Raw genomic sequence first — 20,455 nt, forward strand, 5'->3', positions numbered from 1 at the left:
TCAGAGGTAGGTCGTCGGGATCCGCCGGGTGTCGTCGCCGCGCGGCGCCGGACGCTTCCAGAACAGGGCGACGGCCCCGTCCATCAGCACCGACGACGACACGAGCTCCCAACCCTGCGTCTGGATGTCGCCGAGGGTCTTGGACTGCCGCTCGGTCAACGGTGGGCTGAACCCCTCGCCGTCCGACCCGAGCACGACCAGCTGGTGTTCGAACATGGCCCAAGTCGAGCACCGTGGCGGGGTGCGATGTCGGCCGAACGCAGGTGGGCCCGACAGCCGGCCCTGCGGTCGGCCCGGCGGTCGGACCCGCCGTCGCTCGGAGCGAGGCCCGCTGGGTACGTGGTCGCGGTGAGCGATCCGCCCGAGGCGTCCCTCCGCAACGAGGCCCTGCAGCGGCTGGAGCCCCTGCTCGGGCGGTGGGCGCTGACCCTCCACGGCGCCTGGTTCCTGGAGTCGCCCGACGCCGAGGTCCCCGGCCGGGCGACCATCGAGTGGCTCGACGACGCCTTCGTCACGATGCGCACGGAGCTCGGCGGGGACCCGACGTGGGATCTGGTGTTCGGTCGCTCTGACGCCAACGACACCTACACGGCGCTGTACCACGACGAGCGAGGGGTGTGCCGGGTGTTCGGCATGGCGTTCGACGGCCGCACCTGGACGATGGAGCGGCAGGACCCCGACTTCCACCAGCGCTTCGTCGCCGAGGTCGAGGGCGACCGGATCGACGGCCGGTGGGACGCGTCGGACGACCGCGGCGCGACCTGGCGCACCGACTTCCTCCTCCGCTTCGACCGGACCGGTTGATCCGCGGCCCGATCCCGCCGGCGGCCGTCCCGATCCGCAGCGGCCGTCCGACGGTGGCGCGGCTCAGACCATCCGGTTGCGGATGGTCCCGATGCCCTCGATCCACGACTCGAGCACCTGGCCGGGGTGCAGGGCGCGGGGCGGCTGGCGGGCCATGCCGACGCCCGACGGCGTGCCGGTGAAGATGACGTCGCCGGGCAGCAGCGGCAGCACCGACGACAGCTCGGCCACCAGGCGCGGCACGCCGAAGATGAGGTCGCTGGTGCGGGCGTCCTGCACGGTCTCGCCGTCGACCGAGCAGCCGAGGGCGAGGTCGTCGGGGTCGTCGACCTCGTCCGGGGTGACGAGCCACGGGCCGATCGGTCCGTAGCCGCGGCGCGACTTGCCGAGCGAGAACTGCATCCCGGCGGCGAACTGCAGGTCCCGGTCGCTGAGGTCCTGGCCGACGGTCAGGCCGGCGACGTGGCCCCATGCGTCGGCCTCGTCGACCCGATCTGCGGTCCGACCGATGACGGCGACGAGCTCGACCTCCCAGTCGGTGCGGTCGCCGACCACCTCGACGTCGTCGAACGGCCCGGTGAGCGAGGCGGGGAACTTCGTGAACGTGGCCGGGACGTCGGGGACGGCCATGCCCGACTCGTCGGCATGGCTGCGGTAGTTGAGGCCGATCGCGAACACCTGGCGCGGTGCCGGCACCGGCGGCCGCAGCAGCGACTCGTCGAGGGGCCCGGTCGCCTCGGTCGCCCCGGCGGCGAGCTCGACGAGCGCATCCCAGTCGTGGAACGCCGACATCGGGTCCGGCCCGAACCGGCCGTCGGTGGCCGACTCGACGTCCGCGATCCCGTCGTCGAGGACGAGGACGGCCCGGCCGTCGTGGTTGGCGTACTTCACGTGCGGCTCCTGTGGCTGGACTCGGCGCGGTCGGCCGCCGCCCAGTTCAGCAGCCCTCGGCCCCGGCCGCGCCGGCGGCTCCACCCGGTCGGCCCGACCGGCGGCCCGCCGTTCCGCGAGACTCGCCGCCATGCGCGACGACGCCCCGGCCGACGACTGCTTCGCCTGCTCGCTCACCGCAGGGGTCCTGCCACTGGTCGGGGGCGAGCTCCACCGCACCGCGCACTGGGTCGTCGAGCACGCCGTCGGCCCGCTCGAGCTCGGGACGATGGTCGTGAAGCCGCTGCGGCACGTGTGCCACGTCGCCGACCTCGACGCCGCCGAGACGATGGAGCTGGGCCCGCTGCTGCAGGAGGCGTCGGCGGTCGCGACCGAGCTGTGCCGGCCCGACCAGGTCTACGTCTGCCTGTGGTCGCACTCGGGCCTCCGTCCGGGGCACATCCACTTCGTCGTCGAGCCGGTCCAGCGCTCGTCGGTCGTCGAGCTCGCCGCCGGCGGCCCGACCTACCAGTCGCACCGCTTCCGAGAGGGCGTCGAGCCGACGCCGACCGAGGTCGAGGCGTTCTGCGAGGCGGCGAGACCGCTGTTCCGGCGCGTCGTCGCCGGAGGGGCGGCCTCGTGACCGGGCGTGGGCCGGTGGCCTCGATGGGCAGGGGCGCGTCGCTGTCGGTGGTGGCGATCGCGTACGTCACCGCGTGCGCCGTCGCGTGGTCGATCGCCGAGGCGGTCGGTCCCGATCGACCGGTGTGGGCGCTCGCCGGCGGCTACGTCGCCTCGGCCCTCGTCATCTACGCCTGGTCGATGGGCGTCGACAACGGCTCGATGTTCGACGCGTGGTGGAGCGTGCTGCCCCCGCTCGCGGCGGTGTGGATGGCGGTGACGGCGACGGCCGACGTGCCGGATCTGCGGGTGGCGCTCGTGATGGTGGTCGTGTGGGCGTGGGCGGTCCGCCTGACGCTCAACTGGGCCCGGGGCTGGGTCGGCCTCTCGCACGAGGACTGGCGCTACCTCGACCTCTACACCAAAGGTCCCAAGCCGCTGATGTCGCTGCTGGCGGTGCACCTGGGCCCGTGCCTCATCGTGCTGCTGGCGTCGCTGTCGCTCGTCCCGGCGCTGCACGAGGGCACCGGTGCGGTGGGCGTCCTGGACTGGCTGGCGCTCGCGGTCGGTGCCGTCGCCGTGCTGCTCGAGCTCGTCGCCGACGAGCAGATGCGCGCCTTCGCCCGGACACGCCAGCCGGGCCAGATCATGGACCGGGGGCTGTGGCGGTGGTCCCGTCACCCGAACTACTTCGGCGAGGTCCTGTTCTGGTGGTCGCTCTGGCTGTTCGGCCTCTCGGCCGACCCGGGCTGGTGGTGGACGGTCGTGGGGCCCGTCGCGGTGCTCGTCATGTTCCTCACCGCGTCGATCCCGCTCCTCGACGACCGCAGCCGCGAGCGCCGACCCGGCTTCTCCGAGTACGCCGCCCGCACCTCGGCGCTGGTGCCGCTCCCGCCCCGCAAGGGCTGAGCCGCGCCCGCCGCCCGTTCTCGGTGCACCGGGCGTCGCTCCACGACGACCATCGCACCGGGAACGGATGGACGGCGTGGGGTCTAGCCTCGGTCACGGTCGAAGTGCCCACCAGGAGGCGTGAACCGTGGCCGAACCCGTCGCAGCCGAGCAGCGTCACGGAGCCGGCATCGACCGGACCGCCGAGTGGGAAGACCTGCGCCGCCGGCACCTGCTCCCGAAGTCCGAGCGGCCCGAGTCCTCGGCCCGCGGGGTCCACCACGTCGCGCTGATCAGCAGCGACGTCCAGCGGACGATCGACTTCTACCAGGGCCTGCTCGAGTTCCCGCTCAGCGAGCTGTTCGAGAACCGGGACTACCAGGGCTCGACCCACTTCTTCTTCGACATCGGCGGCGGCAACCAGCTCGCCTTCTTCGACCTCCCGGGCCTCGACCTGGGTGACTACGCAGAGGTGTCGGGCGGCCTCCACCACCTGGCGATCTCGGTGGAGCCCGAGCGGTGGGCGCACCTCAAGGCGAAGCTCGACGACGCCGGCGTGGAGTACGCGCACGTCGACGGTTCGTCGATCTACTTCCGCGGCCCCGACGGCGAGCGCGTCGAGCTCATCTCGGATCCGCTGGGCGAGATGTACGGGAAGTTCCACCTGTGACCGCCGAGGTTGCGGAGCCGCTCGGGCTCGTCGAGGGGCTCCGGACGACGGGCGCAGTGCGCGACTTCGAGGACCGACCGGTGCCGCACGACGTGCTGGCCAAGGTGTTCGACACCGCCCGGTTCGCCCCCAACGGGGGCAACCAGCAGGCGTGGCACATCGTGCTGGTCGAGGACCCCGAGCTCCGGCGCGGCATGCGCGACCTCTACGTCGACGGCTGGAACCGGTACCTCGCGATGCGCGCCGCCGGCGTGCAGCCGTGGGCGCCCATCGGGGATCGCGAGGCCGAGGCCGCGGCGATCGCCGATGCGGACGACGGCGACCCCGGAGGGTTCGCCGGCGACTTCGACCAGGTCCCCGTGATGGCGGTCCTCCTGGCCGACCTCCGGTTGCTGGCCGCGACCGATCGGGACCTCGGCCGCTACACCCTCGTCGGCGGCGCCTCGATCTACCCGTTCGCGTGGAGCGTCCTGCTGGCCGCGCACGCCGAGGGCCTCGGCGGTGTGATGACCACGATGAACGTGGTCCACGAGCCCGAGGTGAAGGCGCTGCTGCAGATCCCCGACGACCACGCCGTGGTGGGCGTCCTGGCGCTCGGGTACCCGACCAAGCGTGCGACGAAGCTGCGCCGCGACCCCGTGGACTCGTTCGTCACCGTCGACGCTTTCGCGGGGACGCCGCTGCGGACCGACGCCCCCTGAGGGGCCGGAAGCCAGGAACTTTTCTCGATTGCGGTCAGGATCTGACCGCAAGCGTTCGTACCGTGACCGGCATGACGATCACCACCGAGTTCCCCACCGAGTCCACCGCCTCCGAGGTCACGAGCGCCCCGGTCGGCGAGCTGAGCCGAGAGCGTCGCGACCTGCTCGACGTGCTGGCGAAGCACCGCCAGTTCCTCGTCGGGACGGCGACCGACCTGACCGACGAGCAGGCGGCGAGCCGGCCCACCGTGAGCGAGCTGTCGATCGGCGGCGTCATCAAGCACGTCGCCGAGACCGAGCAGCAGTGGGCGAACTTCATGACCGGTGGCGTCGAGGCGTTCACCGGCGACGACTGGACGAGCGTCGACTGGGAGTCGATCAGCGCCGGCGGGGAGCTCCCGCCCGAGGTCCAGGAGCAGTGGAAGGACGGCTTCCGGATGGTCGAGGGGGAGACGCTCGAGTCGATCCTCGCCGAGTACGCCGCCGTCGCCGCCGAGACCGATCGCCTGGTGGCCACGCTCCCGTCGCTCGACACGGAGTACGCCCTGCCCGACGCGCCGTGGTTCGAGTCCGGCGCCGCCTGGTCGGTGCGCCGCTGCATCGTCCACATCGTCGCCGAGACCTCCCAGCACGCCGGCCACGCCGACATCATCCGGGAGAGCATCGACGGCCGGAAGTCGATGGGCTGACGCTCGGCTGCCGAGCGGGTTCACCTCTGGAACTGCGTGGGTTGTCGTCGCCGGGCGACGGCAACCCACGCAGTGTCGGGCGCGGCTGGCGCGCCGCGGTCGAACCGGCACCCGCGCCGTAGCCTCCGGCCATGCCGCCGCGCTCCCTCGCCCCGCACCTGCACGTCCACGACGGCGGGTGCGGTTGCGGCGGACCGCTCCTCGCCGGGCTGGCGGCACTCGTCGACCTGCCGGCCGACCTCCATCGCCGACGCCCGACCCGTCCGGCGCCGCCGACCGGCACCGTCGTCCTGCGGGGCGCCACGGTGCTCCCGGTCGATCCGGCGTTCTCCCGTGCCGAGGCGATCGCCGTCCGCGGTGATCGGATCCTGGCGGTGGGCTCGGAGGACGACGTCCTGGCGCGCGCCGGCGAGGACGCCACCGTCCTCGACCGTCCGGGGGCGACGATCCTGCCGGGCTTCATCGAGCCGCACGCCCACCTGCTCCCCACGGCGATGCTCCGCACGTGGCACGACGTCGGTCCGTTCCGGTTCGACACCGTCGACGAGGCGCTCGACCACCTCGCCTCGGTGGTGTCGACGGTCGAGCCGAGCCAGTGGCTCACCGGCCGCCAGTTCGACCCGTCCCTGCAGGCGGGCCCCGGCCAGCTGACCACGGACCAGCTCGACCGCGTGTCGGTCGACATCCCGATCGTGGTCACGAACGCGTCCCTGCACTTCGCATACGCGAACAGCGCGGCGCTCGCCGCTGCGGGCATCACCCGCGACACGCCCGACATCCCGCACTCGCCGTACGGTCGTCACCCCGACGGGACGCCGAACGGGGTCCTCGTCGGCCAGGGCGCCATGCTCAGCGTGATGGCGCACAACCCCTCGATGGGTTCGCTCGACGTCGTAGAGCAGGCCCGAGCGGTCGCCCAGCGGGCGTCGACGGTCGGGGTCACCACGATCTGCGACCAGGGCACCGGCACGCTGCTCGGTCCCGACGAGGTCGGGCTGTACCGCACGCTGGCCGAGGGCGACGGGCTACCGACCCGCCTTCGCTACTCCGTCCACGACAGCCGGGGGCAGGCGTTCGTCGATGCGGGCATCGGCTGCGGCGACGGCGACGACCTCATCCGGGCCACCGCGTGGAAGATCGTCTCCGACGGCTCGAACCAGGGCCGCACCGGCCACCTGCGCGAGCCCTACCTCGGCTCGGACGACGCGGGCATCCCGTACATCGACCCCGACGTGCTGGTCGAGACCGCTCGCACCCGCGCAGCCGAGGGCTGGCAGGTCGCGATCCACGCCAACGGCGACCGGGCCATCGACGACGCGCTCGTGGCGCTCGCCGCTGCGGTCGAGTCGGCCGCGGCCGCCGGCCACGGCGACCGCCGGCACCGGATCGAGCACTGCTCGATCCTCCACGACGAGCAGATCGCCCGGATCGCCGAGCTCGGGCTGACGCCGTCGTTCCTCATCGGCCACGTCCACTTCTGGGGCCAGGCGTTCCGGGACGACATCATCGGTCCCGAGCGCGCCGACCTGCTCGACCGGACCGCATCGTCCTCGGCCGCCGGCATCCGCTGGACGTTGCACTCCGACGAGTCGGTCACCCCGATCGAGCCGTTGCGCTGCCTGCACGACGCGGTGACCCGGGAGCTGTGGCGTGAGCCCGGAACCGTGCTGACGCCGTCGGAGCGCGTCCCGGTCGAGGCCGCGATCAGGGCCATGACGTCGGACGCGGCGTGGCAGTGCCACAGCGAGCACGAGATCGGCACGCTCGAGGAGGGGAAGCTGGCCGATCTGGTCGTGCTCGCCGAGGACCCGACGCAGGTCGATCCGCGGCACCTCTCCGACATCGAGGTCCTCGAGACGTGGATGGGCGGCGTGCGCCGCCACTGACGGACGAGCGACGCCGGCGTCGCCGCTCGCCAGCGCCGCTCAACTCCGGCGTCCCCGAGCCGATGGGTCCATGTGGGACGGATCCGCCGAGTGCTCATCCCGGTCGCCGTCGCGGCCCTCTTCGCTTCGGTCGCCGTGGCCTGCTCGTCCGATGACGACGCCGGCCCGAAGGGTCTGGGCGACGACGTCGCCGCCACCGGTCCCGACCCGTGCCGGCTCCTGGAGCCGTCCGAGATCGACCGTGCGACCGGCTGGGCCGTCGACGACGGCACGGTGTCGACGTCGTCGGCCTCAGGGCCGGACGGTCCGGAGGTGTGCCACTTCGAGGACGGTCACCGACAGGGCGTGGTGCAGGTGGCGGTCGACGACGCGGACGGGGCGGGCGCCTTCGCCGCCGCCCGGGACGCCGCCCTCGCCGAGCACGGCTCGGAGGTGACCGACGCCGACGTGCCCGGAGCGTCCGAGGCGTTCCAGGTGCCGGCCAGCGGCCAGGTCGCCATGGTCGTGGACGGTCGCTTCGTCGAGGTCTCGACCGTCGGGATCGGGGTCGGCGACCAGGCCCACCTCCAGCTGGCGCAGCTCGCGGCGGGTCGAGCATGAGGGCCCGGGTCGCGCTCGCTGCAGCCGTGGTCGCCTCCGTCGTCGCGCTGGCCGCCGGGGCGCTCCCCGTCGCGGCGCAGCAGACCGATCCCACGCCGCCACCGGAGCCGCCGCCCTCGATCGAGCCGCCCGGGGTCTACGTCGACCAGCTCCCCGGGCCGGGCATCCAGGCGGCGGCCACGGGCCTCACCATGCTCGTCGGTGCCGGTTCGAGCGCCGGCGGGCAGCCCGCTCGTGCGCTCGAGCTCTCCTCGGTCGGCGAGTTCGAGGACATGGTGCAGGACCCGAGCGCTGCGCTCTCCAGCGCCGTCACCCAGTACTTCGACCAGGGCGGCCAGACGGCGATGGTGCAGCTGGTCGCCGACGAGTCTGATGGCTCGCTCACGGCCGCGGTGTCCGGGCCGGTGGCCGAGCAGAAGAACTGGGACATCCTGGTGGTGCCCGCGATGGGAGCGCTCGACGTCGCGCCCTGGACCCAGCTCGCCCAGACCATGGGAGCGGTCGCGAGCGCCGGCCAGGCGGTCGCCCTGCTGGACCCGCCCTCCTCGGTCGTGCAGGCCGGTGACCCGAACTGGGTCGCCGCGCTCACCGCGGTGACGGCACCCCTGCGGCAGTCGCCGTCGGCGACCTCCATGGCGATGCTCTCGTCGCCGCTGGTCGACGACGGCCAGGCCGTGTCGAGCGCAGCGGTGTTCGCCGGCATGAACGTCGCGATGGACTCGGAGGTCGGGGTCTGGGCACCCACGGGAGGAGTGGGGCAGCCGCTCACCGGTCCTGCGCCGGTGGTCGTCGCCGACAACGCCGACGCCGAGGCCCTGCGTGAGGGCGGCGTCAACCCGATCATGTCGCTCCCGGGAGCGGGCGTCGTCGTCTTCGGCGACCGCACGATGGCCCGGTCGTTCGACGCCACGCAGTACCTGTCCTGTGAGCGCACGCTCGACATGCTCCGCAACACCATCGACGCCGCGTTGCAGACCTACGTCTTCCAGCGCAACGATCCGCAGACGTGGGCCGCCGTGTCCGCCTCGCTCGACGACTTCCTCACTCCGCTGTGGCAGCAGGGCGCGCTGCACGGTCCCTCGTCCAGCGTGGCGTTCGACGTCACCGTGGGCCCCGGATCCGGACCGGCCGCAGCCGCGTCCGATGTCATGGACGTCGGCGTCACGGTGTCGCTCGCGCCGGGCCAGCCGATCGCGCTCGACTTCACCCAGCAGATGCAGTCGTCCTGACCGGTCCGACCCCGCGGGCGGCGCGCGTTAGCTTCCGGCGGATGTCGCAGCAGTTCGGTGGGCGCATCGGTCGGACCCTCGAGGAGTCGGAGGCCTGGTGGCCACCGATCGACGACGGGGCGAGACGTCCGAACGTCCTCGTCATCCTGCTCGACGACGTCGGCTACGCGCAGCTCGGCTGCTACGGCTCAGACATCGCGACGCCGACCTTCGACCGCCTCGCGGCCGGTGGTCGCCGGTTCTCGAACTTCCACACGACGGCGCTGTGCTCGCCGACCCGGGCGTGCCTGCTGACCGGGCGCAACCACCACTCCAACGGCATGGCCCGCGTCGCCGACCTGGCGATGGGCTTCCCGGGCTACAACGCGACGATCCCGAAGGAGAACGGCTTCCTCTCGGAGATCCTGCGCGACCAGGGCTACGCGACGTTCGCCGTCGGCAAGTGGCACCTGGCCCCGACGAACGAGAACGGCGCCGGCAGCCCGAGGGACCGGTGGCCGCTCGGTCGCGGGTTCGAGCGCTTCTACGGCTTCATGGGCGGCGAGACCGACCAGTACCACCCGGAGCTCGTGCAGGACGGCACGCCGGTCGAACCGCCGGCCACGCCCGAGGACGGCTACCACCTGACCGAGGACCTGGCCGACCACGCCATCCGGTACCTCACCGACCTGCACGGCGACGCCCGGCAGCGGCCGTTCTTCCTGTGGTTCGCCCCCGGGGCCTGCCACGCGCCGCACCAGGCGCCGGCGCCGTACATCGACGCCTACCGGGGCCACTTCGACGCCGGCTGGGACCGCTGGCGCGACGGCGTGTTCGCGCGCCAGGTCGCCTCCGGCCTGCTGCCAGAGGGGACGGAGCTGTCGGAGCGGCCGTCGTGGGTGCCGCCCTGGGGCTCGCTGGGCGACGACGAGCGGCGGGTCGCGGCGCGCCTCATGGAGGCCTTCGCCGGGTTCCTCACCCACACCGACGAGCAGGTCGGCCGGATCGTCGAGCACCTGGAGCGCACCGGCCGGCTCGATGACACGATCGTCGTGCTGATGAGCGACAACGGCGCCTCGGCCGAGGGCGGCGTGAGCGGGTCGTTCAACGAGCAGTACTTCTTCAACCTCGTGCCCGAGAGCCTGGAGGAGAACCTCGCCCGGCTCGACGAGCTCGGCGGCCCCACCGCGAACAACCACTACCCGTGGGGCTGGGCCTGGGCGGGCAACACGCCGCTGAAGCGGTTCAAGCGCGACACGCACGAGGGCGGCGTGGCCGATCCGCTGATCGTGCACTGGCCGGCCGGCCTCGAGCCGCTCGGCGACACCCAGCACCAGTACGTCCACGCCATCGACCTCGCGCCGACGCTGCTCGAGCTGCTCGACGTCGACGCGCCCGACGTGATCGCCGGCGTCGAGCAGTCGCCGATCGAGGGCACGAGCTTCGCCCCGGTGCTGCGCGACCCGTCGCTGCCGGCGCCGCACGTGACGCAGTACTACGAGATGCTCGGGTCCCGAGCGCTGTACCACGACGGGTGGAAGGCGGTCGTGTTCCACACGCCGCCGTACATCGCCTACGACGGCTCCGACACGACCCGGCCCTTCGACGAGGACGTCTGGGAGCTCTACCACGTGGCCGAGGACTTCTCGGAGGTCCACGACCTCGCCGCCGAGGAGCCGGATCGGCTCGAGGCGATGAAGGACCTGTGGTGGGCCGAGGCCGAGCGGTTCCAGGTCCTGCCCCTCAACAACAAGATGGGCTTCGGCCTGGATCCGCGTTCGCACCGCGACGTCCACGTCTTCGACGGTCCGGCGGGCCCGGTGCCCGAATCGGCCGCGCCGCACCTGCGCAACCGGTCGTTCCACCTGTCGGCCGAGCTCGAGCCCGTTGCCGACGGCTGGCCCGACGGTGCGATCGCGTCCCACGGCGGGCACACGGGCGGCTACGTCGCATGGGTCCGGGGCGGGCGGTTCGGCTTCACCTACAACTTCGTCTCGACCGGGATCACCCGTATCACCTCCGAGGTGGAGCTGCCCGACGGGTCGGTCGTCGTGCACGTGGTCGGCAGCCGCGTGCCCGAGGGCCTCGATGTCGAGCTGCGCCTCGGCGACGTGCCGGTCGGCCGCGGCCTGGTGCCGCGCACGACGCCGTTGACCTACGGGACGCCCGGCTTCGCCGTGGGGTTCCAGTCGGCCGGACCGATCGATCCGGCGCTGTCGGGCCGGGCCGAGCTGCCGGGCGAGGTGCTGCGGCGCGTCGTCGTCGAGGGCATCGGCGTCGACCCGGTCCGGGCGATGCTCATGGGCGAGCTCCCGTCGGACCTCGCCACCCAATAGCGCCCGCTGCGTCTCGCCCGACCCGCGCCCCGCTTCGGCGGACGTACTGGTCGTGATCGGACCGATCCGTACGCCAAAGGCGCGAGCGCGGTCAGTCCGACGACCGGGTCCGGTCGAGGCGAGCGCGAAGCCAGCGCCAGCCGCCGGTCGACCAGAGGGCCCACAGCACGAGCAGCGGCTGGAACAGCAGCCGGACGAAGCGCTTTCCGTCGGTGTCGAGCCCGAAGGCGTCCTTGTGCTCCGCGAACTGCGCGATGTTGCCCGGGAAGATCACGATGAAGAACCCGGCGACGACCAGGCCGACCGCCGGGGCGCGCTTCCGGCCGCTGAGGATGAGGGCGGCGCCGAGCAGCAGCTCGACCACGCCCGAGACGAGCACGACCGCGTCCTCGTCGGCCGGGAACCACGACGGCACCTGCGCCTGGAACTCCTCGCGCTGGACCGTGAGGTGGCCGCTCCCGGCGACGAGGAGGGCGGCGCCGAGCGTCCACCGGGCGATCGTCCGGACCTGGTCGTTGCGGTTGCTCATCGTGGCTCCCCGTGTGGCGGTCCGGACACACCTACCGCGCCGCGTCGCGAACCGTGCGGTCGGCGCGCCCAATTCGCGTCGACGACACCCCGGTCTTCTGGCGGCGGCATCCGTCGGCAACCGACGGACACCGCCGCCGACGCGGTGACCCTCCGGGTCGCGCCGTCAGGCCGCCGGCTCGAGGACGCCGAGCTGGCGCAGCATCGCGTCGAGGTCGGCCTGGCCCGGCTGCGCGGTCGCCGGCAGGTCGGGGATGCCACGCAGGAGCTCGAACGCCTCGGCCACGCGACCCCGACGGATGGCGGGGCCGTGGCAACTGGCGATGACTGAGAGGTCGAGCGACGCCAGCGCGTCCACGTTGGCGCGGTACCGGTCGCGGTCGAGGTCCGCCGCCCACGGGCTGTTCCACGCCTGCATCTGGCCGAAGCCCGCGTGCCACATCTCGCGGTCGAGCTCCTCGACGTCCGCGGCGCCGGCGGGCACCGGCGCGGCGAAGCAGTCAGCCGCCCAGTACACGCCGGTCGTCGGGTCGTGGAGGCCACGCGTGGTGGGCGAGTCGTAGAGCGGTGGGCGGATGGCGTGCAGCGTGCGGTCGCCGACGTCGAACCCCTGGCCGTCGTCGACCCACGCCCAGCGGTGCGGCGGCACGTCGAGGCTGCCCATCAGCCGCTCCATCGCGAACCAGTTGGTGACGAGCCGGGCGTTCCGGCAGGCCGCCATCACGGCCTCCACGTTGCCGTAGTGGTCGACGTCGTCGTGGGAGAGGAAGACCCAGCGCACGTCGATGGGCTCGACGAGGCCGAACAGGTCCTCGAGGTAGCGGTCCCGGTTGGTGGGGACGCCGGTGTCGACGACGACGGGTTCGGCGCCGCGGATCACCATGGAGTTCAGGTGCACGGCCATCGGCGCGGTGCCCTCGCCCTGGGTGTCCTGGATGACGAACGTGTCGGGCGCGATCTGCACCGGCAGGTGGCGCGGCCCCGGGTCGACGGTCGGGCCGTGGTCCACGGTCGGGGCGGCATCGGCGGTCGGGATCGTGTGGATGTCGGTGTGCATGGTGGTGTCCTCCTCGGACGGTTTGGTGGGTGGGACGACGGGCGCGGGGCGCGTCGGACGAGACGTCCCGTCGGTGACGGGACGAGCGCTCAGGGGCGGCAGCGGGTGCTGCGCCGCGTGGCGGTCAGCCGGCGAACAGCCGGCGCTCCGGCTCGCCGCCGGTCCACGGCGGGATGACGCGCCGGAGCCGGTCGGTGGCGAGGAAGTCGCGGCGCAGGTCGGCGGGCATGACGTCGTAGGGCGGGGTCTGGGACCGGTGCAGCCCCATCGCCCGGTCACGCAGCTCGAGGTGCTCGGCGGTGTCGAGGTACGTGGTGATCAGGTCCTCGGGTGTGCCGAGGTCGCCCAGCTCGAGGTGGGCGCTGTCGGGCTGGTCGGCGGCGAGCAGCTCGACCCACCGCCGCATCAGGGTCTGCGCCAGGCACTGCAGGTACACGCGCTCCACCGGCGAACCGGGGCGGGAGGCGGCCATCACGGTGGCATCGCGCACGTGGGCGTGGTCGCGGTGGCCGTCGCTCGCGTCCAGCGTGACGACGACGGTCGGCCGGATCTCGTCGATCACCTCGGCGATGCGGTCGGCGACGTCGTCGAGCGGCGCTGCGCACAGCGTGCCGGCGGCCGGCTCGCCCTCCATGTCGGAGTCAGCCCAGTCGAACAGGACGACCCGCTCCACGCCGAGCAGCTCGGCGGCGGCGTGGAGCTCGGCCGCCCGGACCTCGGCCATGTCGGCGTCGTCGAGGCCGCGGCCCGGAGTGGGGGAGCCCGCTTCGCCGCGGGTGGCGCAGGCGACGAACGTCGGCACGCCCACGGCGCGGGCGTGGGCCAGGAGCGAGCCGCAGCCGAAGGTCTCGTCGTCAGGGTGGGCGACCACCACCAGGAGTCGTTCGTCGCGGGCCATGTCGGTTCCCTCCTCGTCGCCGCCGATCCTACGAAGCGGCATCTTCGGTCGGTTGGTACTGCCATTGGCAGTAACAGCAGTAGACACTGCCAATGGCAGCATGTCAACATCGTCGTCATGACGACGAAGCTGACGTCCACCTCCGAGGCCCTCCTCGGCCTCCTGTCCATCCAGCCGTGGACCACGTACGAGCTGGCGAAGCAGGTGGAGCGCAGCCTCGGGTGGTTCTGGCCGCGAACGGAGCGGAAGGTCTACGACGAGGCGAAGAAGCTGGTGGCGGCGGGGCTCGCGACCGCCAAGGACGAGGCGTCGGGCGGGCGACCCCGTACCGTGTACCGGATCACGGCCAAGGGCCGACGGGAGCTGGCGCGCTGGCTCGCCGAGCCGTCGGCGCCCACCAAGCTCGAGGCCGAGTCGCTGGTCCGCGTCTTCTTCGCCGACGCCGGCGGACTCGCGGACCTGCGCCGCACCCTCCGGGGGTTCGGCCGGGAGGCGGAAGAGCGGCTGTCCGAGCTCGGCGACCTGATCGCGGCGGCCGACGACCCCGACTACCCGTACGAGGGCCGGGTCCACATCAACGCCCTCGCCATCCGGTTCCAGATGGACCTGTACCGGACGATCGCGGGCTGGGCGGACTGGGCCGAGCGCCAGACCGAGGACTGGGTCGACGCCCGCGACCCCGGCGCGTGGGACTGGCGGAGAGCGCTCGACAGACGTTGAGATATGCGGAAGTTCCTGATCGAACGTTCGGGTGGTGATGGACCCGGTGTGGTCCCAGGTGTTACAACGGGTCCCGCTGCCCGGAGGCGACCGGGCGGGTGATGATGGGGCGTGCGAATCGCAGTGTGGCGCTGCGATGGTCCGCCCCGGGCGATCGGGGGATCCACATGCGCACTCGGGTGACCGCTGCTGTCGGCGTCATCGCGGCTCTGTTCCTGGTTGCGGCGGCCTGTACGCCGCCGTCCAACCCGGGCGGAGGGACGACCAACACGCCGCCGACCGCGGTGATCCTGGCCGTCCCGACGTCGGGCGTCGCACCGCTCGACGTCGAGTTCTCCGGTCTGTCGAGCGTCGACGCCGGCGGCTCGATCGCCTCCTACAGCTGGAACTTCGACGACGGCGGGAGCTCGAGCGACTCGCAGCCGTCGCACACCTACACGCAGCCCGGCACCTACACGGCCCGGCTGATCGTGACCGACAACGGCGGGCTGACCGACAGCGAGACCGTCGAGATCGAGGTCGCCCGTGACCTGAGCGCCATCGTGCTGGTCGACGACGCAGGCGCCGACACCGAGACGTGCGGCTCGCTCGCCGAGCCCTGCGCCACCATCGGCCACGGCCTCGGCGTCGCCGCCCTGAACGGCAAGGCCGAAGTGTGGGTCGGCGGCGGCACCTACCCGGCCTTCACCGTGGCGCCCGGCATCGACGTGCGCGGCGGCTACGACGACACCTTCTCCGGCGAGGGCGACGACACGATCGTCAACGGTTCGTTCAACGCCGTCGCCGGCGTGTCGGCGGCCATCGTGGCCGTCGACGTCGCGACCGAGACGACGATCACCAGCCTCACGGCCGTGGGCGCCGACGAGTCGGCCAACGGTCGCTCGGCTCTGGCGGCCTACGTCGGCGGCACGGGCAGCGGCCTCGTCCTCGACGGCCTGACGCTGACCGGCGGCCAGTCGGGCGCCGCCTCGACGGCGCTGCTCGTCGACGGCCCCTCGACGGTCTCCCTCTCCGCTCCGGTGATCTCCGGTGGCGACGCCGCCGGTGCGGGCAACAGCGCCTACGGCGTCCGCGCCGTCAACGGCGCCGACGTGACGATCGAGGGCGGCTCCATCGAGGCGGGCTTCGCGGCCGCCGGTGCCGCTGCGGGGGCCGCGCCGGCAGCCGCGGCCGCGGGTTGCACCGGCGGCACGGGCGCCAACGCCGGCGGGTCGAGCTCGCCCGGCAACGGCGGCACGGCGTGCGGCGGTGCCGCCCCGACCAACTCGGGTGCCGGTGGCCGCGGTGGTGACTACAGCAGCGCCGGTGTGGCCGGTTCGGCCGGCGGCGGCGGTGCGGCCGGCGGTGGCGCCGGCTGCGGCAGCCTCTTCGGCTGCGGGACCGACGCCAAGGGCGGTTCCGCCGGTGCGGCCGGTGGGGCCGGCGCGGGCGGCGCCGGGGGCTCGGCCTCGATCACCGCCGGTGCGCTCTTCTCCGGCCAGTCCGGTGCGGTCGGTTCCGGCGGTTCGGCCGGCGCCGGCGGCGGCGGTGGTGGTGGCGGCAAGTCCGCCTCGGCCTCCGGCGGCGGTGGAGGCGCGGGTGGTGGCGGCGGCGCCGGTGGCGCTGCGGCGACCGCCGGTGGCGCGGCGGGCGGTGGCTCCTTCGGCGTCTACGCCTACAACGCCTCGGTCGACCTGTCCGGCGTCAACGTGACGGCGGGCCTCGCCGGCAACGGTGGCAAGGGCCAGGGCGGCGGTGCCGGCGGCAACGGTGGCAACGGCGGCAACGGCGGCAACAAGTCGTGCTGCGAGGCTGCGGGCGGCGGCGGCGGTGGTGCCGGCGGCGCTGGTGGTGGCGGCGGCGGTGCGGGCGGTGGTGCCGGCGGTCCGTCGATCGGCGCGCTGCACAGCGGCACCGGCACCCTGACGGTCCAGGGCTCCTCGCTCGGTGCGCCGGCGACGGCGTCGACCGGTGGCGCGGGCGGCAACGCCGGCGCTCCGGGTGGCTCGGGCAACGGCGGTCAGCCGGGCAACTGCGCCAACATCGGCGGCTGCGGCCCGACGGCCGGCGCCAACGGCGGTTCCGGCAACGCCGGCTCGGCCGGCCAGCCCGGTGCGGCCGGCGTGCTGCTCGGCTCGTGGGACAACGGCGCCACGACGGTGCCCGACCACACGGGCGTGCCGCCGACCACGACCACCACGACGACGACCACGGCCCCGGCCACGCCGGTGCACACCGCGGTCAACATGACCTGCTACACGTCGGCCGCCGGCCAGACGAGCTACGACGCCAACAACACGGGCGCCACGGTGCTCGCTCCGGCGTCGGTCGCCTCGGGCTCCGACTTCACGGTCGAGCTGACGCCCGATCCGATGAGCGTCCCGAGCTCCGGTCAGGGTTACCCGATCGGCTACGTCGCCAACATCCGGTACCTGTACACCATCCCTGCCGGCGCCACGTTCGTGAGCGCCACGGTGGCCGGTGGCAGCAACATCGGCAGCGGCACGCCGACGGTGGCGCAGAGCGGCGGCAAGCTCGTCCTCACCGTGCCGGGCACGGTGCCGGGCGGGACGACGGCGAACTTCCCGAAGGTCACCGCGACCTTCCAGGCCACGGGTGCGTCGGGCTCGACGCTCGACCTCAAGTACGCCGGCACGTCCTACAGCGACCCCGGCCTGACCTTCCAGACCCGGGTCAACAACGTGCCGCTGCTGGGCTCCATCACCACGGACTCCAGCTGCTACGCCCAGACCAACCCGGTCCTGGCCACGATCGCGATCAGCTGACGCGGTCGTACCCGATGTGACGCGGAAGGGGGCGGGCTCCGGCCCGCCCCCTTCCGCGTCCGGGTGCGCAGCAACGGGAACCTCCGCGACGGACCGTGGGTCGGGGCTCAGCGGGGATGCCGGTAGGCGCAGGCGACCTGCCCGTCCTCGAGCGACGACTCGTCAGGTCGGGCACCGGTCGGTCAGGGGGCGAGTCGGGTCCAGAGCCGGTCGAAGGCGATGCTGTCGAAGAAGGCCGTGGCGTCGACGACCGCGCCGTCCCGCATCTGGAGGATCCAGGCGTAGCTGTTGTCGTAGCGGACGCCGTCGTTGGCCACGCCGGTCCCGTCCCAGATGACCGCGACCGTGTCGGCGTCGGCGAGGACGTGGCGGATCACGACCGGCCGGAACCGCTCGCCGTGGGCGAAGCGCTCGCCGAACGGGCCGAGCAGCTCCCCGAGGAACGTCGCCTTGTCGGCGTACTCCCTCGCCGCCATGGAGTTGCCCTCGACCCGCCAGCGCATGTCGTCGGCGAACAGGTCGCTGATCGGGGCCGAGCCCTCGGTCCACCGCTCGAACGCGTCGAGGACCAGCTGGCGGTTGGTCTCGGCCTCGCTGCTCCCGTCCTCGCCCATCGGTCCAGTGTCGCGGCGCGCCGCGACAGGGTCCAGGGTCGATGTCGCCGGTCGGCGACCCATCGGTACGCTCCGTCTCGTGGCCGCCGCCTCGTGCGACGGGGGGAAGGAGGTGCGGCCGTGCGACGTATCAGACCGAGGACATGGCTCATCGCCGGCGGCATCGTGCTGCTCGGTCTCGGTGTGTTCGCGTTCCTGCAGTTCCGGCCCGACTTGCTGTTCATCGACCGGGTCGTGGACGAACCGCTCGCCCCCGACGTCGCGGCAGCGTTGCAGTCGACGGACACCGGCACCGCACCGACGGGCCCGGGGGCGGCGATCGTCCTGGCGCGCGGCGAGTGGGAGAGCCTGCGGCACTCGACCTCCGGCGACGTGGCGATCGTGCGCACCGACGACGGGCCGGTGCTCGCGTTCGACGAGCTGCGGGGCGACAACGGTCCCGATCTGCACGTCTACCTCTCGCCGGCCGAGCCGTCCGACGACGCCGACTTCCTGCGGGGGGCCGTCAAGGTCGGCGGCCTCAAGGGCAACATCGGCACGCAGTCCTACGCCCTTCCCGACGACCTCGATCCGTCGGAGTTCCGATCGGTGGTCATCTGGTGCGACCGCTTCTCGGTGCCGTTCGGGGCTGCTGAGCTCCAGGCGGCGTGACGGGCTCGACGAGGGGTAGAGATGCGCCATGAGCGATGAGCAGGACCAGGCAGAGGCGCTGGACGAGGATGAGATCCGGGTCTCCGACGACGCCCCCGAGTTCGACGACGACCCTGCCCACGACCTGAACGATCCGCCGATGCGGGCCATGGGCGTGCACGAGTACGGGATCACCGCGGCCGAGGAGGAGTTCGACGAGCCCCTCGAGGAGCGCGTCCGTCGTGAGACGCCCGACCCGCTCGTCGAGGAGCTCGACCGCGAGGAGCGTGAGGACGAGCTCGAGGAGATCGTCGACGAGGCTCTCGACGAGGAGCCCTAGGCGGCCCTGGCCGCCTCGCCTACTCCTCCATGTAGACGAGCTCGTTCCCGAAGGGATCGGTGAAGGCGAACATCGGCGGCGCGCCCTCCATGTGCAGCACCTCGTCGTTGTGCAGCGTCGCGTCCGCCTCACGCAGTCGATCGTGGGCGACCTGGGCGTCGGTCGTCGCCAGCCGGACGGCGACCGGGATCTCGCTGTCGGGTGGCAGTAGCACGAGCCCGACGTCGGACCCGGGCGGCACGACCTCGATCATCCGGGCGCCGGGCCAGATCTCGGCGTCCATGCGGACCTCGCAGCCGAGGACCTCGGTGTAGAAGGCGAGCGCCGCGTCCTGGTCGGACACCGGGATGGACACGCTGATGACTCGGGTCGTCATGGTCATGTCCTTCTGACCGCATCCGAGCCGGCAGATCATCGGTCGTCCGTCGACACGACGGAAGGGCCGGACGCCCCTGCCCGAGGATGGTCGCCCCTCATGCGAAGCAGCCCTGGAGGAACGAGGTGACCGGCGGAGTGATCGTGGTCTCGCCGTCCTCGCCGAGCCTGCGGTTGACGTCGGCATGGCTGTACCCCCGGGCGTCGACGATCGCGGTGCGCGACCCGACCCCCTCGAGGGCCGAGGCGAACTCGTCTGCCAGCTCACGACGGGCCGGCGTGCCGCGTTCGACGATGAGGACGTCGGGCACGTCGGCGCCGACCCGCTCCACCTGGGTGGTGGGCGACGCCTCGGTCAGCGTCGCCGGGTCGTCGCCGAACGCCGGGATGACGAGCGTCGGCGTGTCCGCCATCTTCGTCCGCATGTCGTAGCTGGCGGTGTCGAGCGAGACGACGCACCGCACGTCACGGGGCGAGCGGCCGGTCGCGCCGAGGAGGTCGGGGTTCGTGGCGACGATCGAGACGAGGTGGGCTCCGGCGGAATGGCCGACCAGCACGATCCGGCTCGGGTCGATGCCGAGCTCGCCGGCGTGGTCGAGCACCCAGTCGAGCGCCGTGGCGACGTCGAGGCCGAAGTCGGGCCAGGCGACGGGGTCCGGACCGACCAGGCGGTAGTTGACCGACACGAGTGCGGCGCCGAGCGACCCGGCCCAGTCGACCTTCGTGTCGATCCCGGCCCCCTGCTTGTCACCGGTCCGCCAGCCGCCGCCGTGGACCCAGACGATCGCGGGGCAGCCGGTGGCCTCCGGTCGGCGGTAGACGTCGAGGCTGAGCCGGTCGGGTGCGACGCCGTCGACCGCGGCGTACGCGTTCGTCGCCGGTCCGTCCAGCGTGCCGACGCAACCGTCCGGCCCGCCGGCAACCCGCCGGGGCTCGGGCCGAGCGACGGTGGAGCTGTCCCTGTCATCGTCCCGGCTGTCGCGGTCGGACGAGCAGGCGACCGTCCCGATCGCGACCAGGGCGACGAGCGACGCGAGCGTGGCGATCCGGCGCGACACCTCCCCGACGGTAGGGGCGCGGGGTGAGGGCAGGGTGAGAACCGTGGCCGATGTCCGTGCCCGGCGCGACGGCGACGGGCCGGATCCGCACGCGTTCGAGCCGTCTCGGCGTTCGTGTGCGAGATCGGCCCACGACGGGCCGGATCCGCACGAGTTCGACCCGTTCGCCGGCCGGCCCAGCGCGACGCGCCGGACGG

22 protein-coding genes are annotated in these 20,455 nt (G+C 73.0%); 14 read left to right on the plus strand and 8 right to left on the minus strand.

The annotated features are described in order from the left end of the window. Positions 1–216: a hypothetical protein gene (locus LH044_RS14245; protein ID WP_227756250.1), complete on the minus strand. Its 216-nt coding sequence runs from the start codon at positions 214–216 to the stop codon at positions 1–3. A gap of 132 nt (positions 217–348) precedes the next feature. Between LH044_RS14245 and LH044_RS14250 the strand changes: the two genes are divergently transcribed. Further along, on the plus strand, positions 349–804 hold the full coding sequence (locus LH044_RS14250) for a hypothetical protein (RefSeq protein WP_227756251.1): 456 nt from the start codon (positions 349–351) through the stop codon (positions 802–804). A 63-nt stretch (positions 805–867) separates the two neighbouring features. On the opposite strand, the gene LH044_RS14255 is transcribed toward LH044_RS14250, so the two are convergent. Continuing rightward, entirely contained in the window at positions 868–1,695 is an 828-nt protein-coding gene (locus LH044_RS14255) for a fumarylacetoacetate hydrolase family protein (protein ID WP_227756252.1), read from the minus strand. Positions 1,696–1,825: 130 nt separating this feature from the next. On the opposite strand from LH044_RS14255, the gene LH044_RS14260 reads away from it, so the two are divergent. The 9 genes from LH044_RS14260 to LH044_RS14300 all read left to right on the plus strand — a co-directional run bounded on the left by LH044_RS14260 (position 1,826) and on the right by LH044_RS14300 (position 11,273). Next, a complete protein-coding gene (locus tag LH044_RS14260) occupies positions 1,826–2,317 on the plus strand; it encodes an HIT family protein (RefSeq protein WP_227756253.1) in 492 nt (163 codons plus the stop codon). Continuing rightward, the gene (locus tag LH044_RS14265; RefSeq protein ID WP_227756254.1) at positions 2,314–3,204 is read left to right on the plus strand and encodes a DUF1295 domain-containing protein; all 891 of its coding nucleotides are present in this window, start codon (positions 2,314–2,316) and stop codon (positions 3,202–3,204) included. The genes LH044_RS14260 and LH044_RS14265 overlap by 4 nt, the downstream gene beginning before the upstream one ends. 169 nt (positions 3,205–3,373) lie before the next feature. Continuing rightward, positions 3,374–3,853 (plus strand): VOC family protein, encoded by a 480-nt coding sequence (locus LH044_RS14270; RefSeq protein ID WP_374210627.1) that lies wholly within the window; start codon positions 3,374–3,376, stop codon positions 3,851–3,853. Further along, the gene (locus LH044_RS14275; RefSeq protein ID WP_227756256.1) at positions 3,850–4,554 is read left to right on the plus strand and encodes a nitroreductase family protein; all 705 of its coding nucleotides are present in this window, start codon (positions 3,850–3,852) and stop codon (positions 4,552–4,554) included. Before LH044_RS14270 ends, LH044_RS14275 begins: the two co-directional genes overlap by 4 nt. Positions 4,555–4,625: 71 nt before the next feature. Then, a complete protein-coding gene (locus tag LH044_RS14280; RefSeq protein ID WP_227756257.1) occupies positions 4,626–5,243 on the plus strand; it encodes a DinB family protein in 618 nt (205 codons plus the stop codon). 131 nt (positions 5,244–5,374) lie between these two features. Beyond that, positions 5,375–7,129, plus strand: coding sequence for an amidohydrolase (locus LH044_RS14285; protein WP_227756258.1), 1,755 nt, complete (start codon positions 5,375–5,377; stop codon positions 7,127–7,129). Between the two features lie 90 nt (positions 7,130–7,219). Next, positions 7,220–7,729 carry a hypothetical protein gene (locus tag LH044_RS14290; protein ID WP_227756259.1) on the plus strand — a complete coding sequence of 170 codons (510 nt, stop codon included), beginning with the start codon at positions 7,220–7,222 and terminating at the stop codon, positions 7,727–7,729. Beyond that, positions 7,726–8,958, plus strand: a complete 1,233-nt coding sequence (locus tag LH044_RS14295; protein WP_227756260.1) for a phage tail sheath C-terminal domain-containing protein — start codon at positions 7,726–7,728, stop codon at positions 8,956–8,958. Before LH044_RS14290 ends, LH044_RS14295 begins: the two co-directional genes overlap by 4 nt. Before the next feature lie 41 nt (positions 8,959–8,999). Next, on the plus strand, positions 9,000–11,273 hold the full coding sequence (locus LH044_RS14300; protein ID WP_227756261.1) for an arylsulfatase: 2,274 nt from the start codon (positions 9,000–9,002) through the stop codon (positions 11,271–11,273). Positions 11,274–11,364: 91 nt separating this feature from the next. Here LH044_RS14300 and LH044_RS14305 read toward each other — a convergent pair whose 3' ends face one another. The 3 genes from LH044_RS14305 to LH044_RS14315 all read right to left on the minus strand — a co-directional run bounded on the left by LH044_RS14305 (position 11,365) and on the right by LH044_RS14315 (position 13,798). Then, a complete protein-coding gene (locus tag LH044_RS14305) occupies positions 11,365–11,802 on the minus strand; it encodes a DoxX family protein (protein ID WP_227756262.1) in 438 nt (145 codons plus the stop codon). Positions 11,803–11,967: 165 nt separating this feature from the next. Beyond that, positions 11,968–12,858, minus strand: coding sequence for an oxygen-binding di-iron domain-containing protein (locus tag LH044_RS14310; RefSeq protein ID WP_227756263.1), 891 nt, complete (start codon positions 12,856–12,858; stop codon positions 11,968–11,970). Between the two features lie 124 nt (positions 12,859–12,982). Beyond that, on the minus strand, positions 12,983–13,798 hold the full coding sequence (locus tag LH044_RS14315; protein ID WP_227756264.1) for a PIG-L deacetylase family protein: 816 nt from the start codon (positions 13,796–13,798) through the stop codon (positions 12,983–12,985). A gap of 75 nt (positions 13,799–13,873) precedes the next feature. Between LH044_RS14315 and LH044_RS14320 the strand changes: the two genes are divergently transcribed. Continuing rightward, complete coding sequence (locus tag LH044_RS14320; RefSeq protein WP_227756265.1) at positions 13,874–14,476, plus strand: helix-turn-helix transcriptional regulator; 603 nt, start codon at positions 13,874–13,876, stop codon at positions 14,474–14,476. Positions 14,477–14,643: 167 nt separating this feature from the next. Further along, positions 14,644–17,241, plus strand: a complete 2,598-nt coding sequence (locus LH044_RS21915; protein ID WP_304512018.1) for a PKD domain-containing protein — start codon at positions 14,644–14,646, stop codon at positions 17,239–17,241. A gap of 182 nt (positions 17,242–17,423) precedes the next feature. On the opposite strand, the gene LH044_RS14330 is transcribed toward LH044_RS21915, so the two are convergent. Beyond that, positions 17,424–17,855 carry a nuclear transport factor 2 family protein gene (locus LH044_RS14330; protein WP_227756266.1) on the minus strand — a complete coding sequence of 144 codons (432 nt, stop codon included), beginning with the start codon at positions 17,853–17,855 and terminating at the stop codon, positions 17,424–17,426. Between the two features lie 120 nt (positions 17,856–17,975). Between LH044_RS14330 and LH044_RS14335 the strand changes: the two genes are divergently transcribed. Both LH044_RS14335 and LH044_RS14340 read left to right on the plus strand, forming a co-directional pair. Beyond that, on the plus strand, positions 17,976–18,506 hold the full coding sequence (locus LH044_RS14335; RefSeq protein WP_227756267.1) for a DM13 domain-containing protein: 531 nt from the start codon (positions 17,976–17,978) through the stop codon (positions 18,504–18,506). Between the two features lie 28 nt (positions 18,507–18,534). Next, positions 18,535–18,825: a hypothetical protein gene (locus LH044_RS14340; protein WP_227756268.1), complete on the plus strand. Its 291-nt coding sequence runs from the start codon at positions 18,535–18,537 to the stop codon at positions 18,823–18,825. Positions 18,826–18,844: 19 nt separating this feature from the next. Here LH044_RS14340 and LH044_RS14345 read toward each other — a convergent pair whose 3' ends face one another. Next, entirely contained in the window at positions 18,845–19,201 is a 357-nt protein-coding gene (locus LH044_RS14345) for a VOC family protein (RefSeq protein ID WP_227756269.1), read from the minus strand. Between the two features lie 97 nt (positions 19,202–19,298). Further along, a complete protein-coding gene (locus LH044_RS14350; RefSeq protein ID WP_227756270.1) occupies positions 19,299–20,258 on the minus strand; it encodes an alpha/beta hydrolase in 960 nt (319 codons plus the stop codon). Between the last annotated feature and the right edge of the window lie 197 nt (positions 20,259–20,455).

The organism is Dermatobacter hominis (assembly GCF_020715685.1).
GTDB classification, from domain to species: domain Bacteria; phylum Actinomycetota; class Acidimicrobiia; order Acidimicrobiales; family Microtrichaceae; genus Dermatobacter; species Dermatobacter hominis.

Bases quoted from the DNA above. Each gene is read 5' to 3' on its own strand.
- LH044_RS14245 (WP_227756250.1), bottom strand. From the start codon at position 216: ATGTTCGAACACCAGCTGGTCGTGCTCGGGTCGGACGGCGAGGGGTTC.
- LH044_RS14260 (WP_227756253.1), top strand. From the start codon at position 1,826: ATGCGCGACGACGCCCCGGCCGACGACTGCTTCGCCTGCTCGCTCACC.
- LH044_RS14280 (WP_227756257.1), top strand. From the start codon at position 4,626: ATGACGATCACCACCGAGTTCCCCACCGAGTCCACCGCCTCCGAGGTC.
- LH044_RS14285 (WP_227756258.1), top strand. From the start codon at position 5,375: ATGCCGCCGCGCTCCCTCGCCCCGCACCTGCACGTCCACGACGGCGGG.
- LH044_RS14295 (WP_227756260.1), top strand. From the start codon at position 7,726: ATGAGGGCCCGGGTCGCGCTCGCTGCAGCCGTGGTCGCCTCCGTCGTC.
- LH044_RS14300 (WP_227756261.1), top strand. From the start codon at position 9,000: ATGTCGCAGCAGTTCGGTGGGCGCATCGGTCGGACCCTCGAGGAGTCG.
- LH044_RS14305 (WP_227756262.1), bottom strand. From the start codon at position 11,802: ATGAGCAACCGCAACGACCAGGTCCGGACGATCGCCCGGTGGACGCTC.
- LH044_RS14310 (WP_227756263.1), bottom strand. From the start codon at position 12,858: ATGCACACCGACATCCACACGATCCCGACCGCCGATGCCGCCCCGACC.
- LH044_RS14315 (WP_227756264.1), bottom strand. From the start codon at position 13,798: ATGCCGCTTCGTAGGATCGGCGGCGACGAGGAGGGAACCGACATGGCC.
- LH044_RS14320 (WP_227756265.1), top strand. From the start codon at position 13,874: ATGACGACGAAGCTGACGTCCACCTCCGAGGCCCTCCTCGGCCTCCTG.
- LH044_RS21915 (WP_304512018.1), top strand. From the start codon at position 14,644: ATGCGCACTCGGGTGACCGCTGCTGTCGGCGTCATCGCGGCTCTGTTC.
- LH044_RS14330 (WP_227756266.1), bottom strand. From the start codon at position 17,855: ATGGGCGAGGACGGGAGCAGCGAGGCCGAGACCAACCGCCAGCTGGTC.
- LH044_RS14340 (WP_227756268.1), top strand. From the start codon at position 18,535: ATGAGCGATGAGCAGGACCAGGCAGAGGCGCTGGACGAGGATGAGATC.
- LH044_RS14345 (WP_227756269.1), bottom strand. From the start codon at position 19,201: ATGACGACCCGAGTCATCAGCGTGTCCATCCCGGTGTCCGACCAGGAC.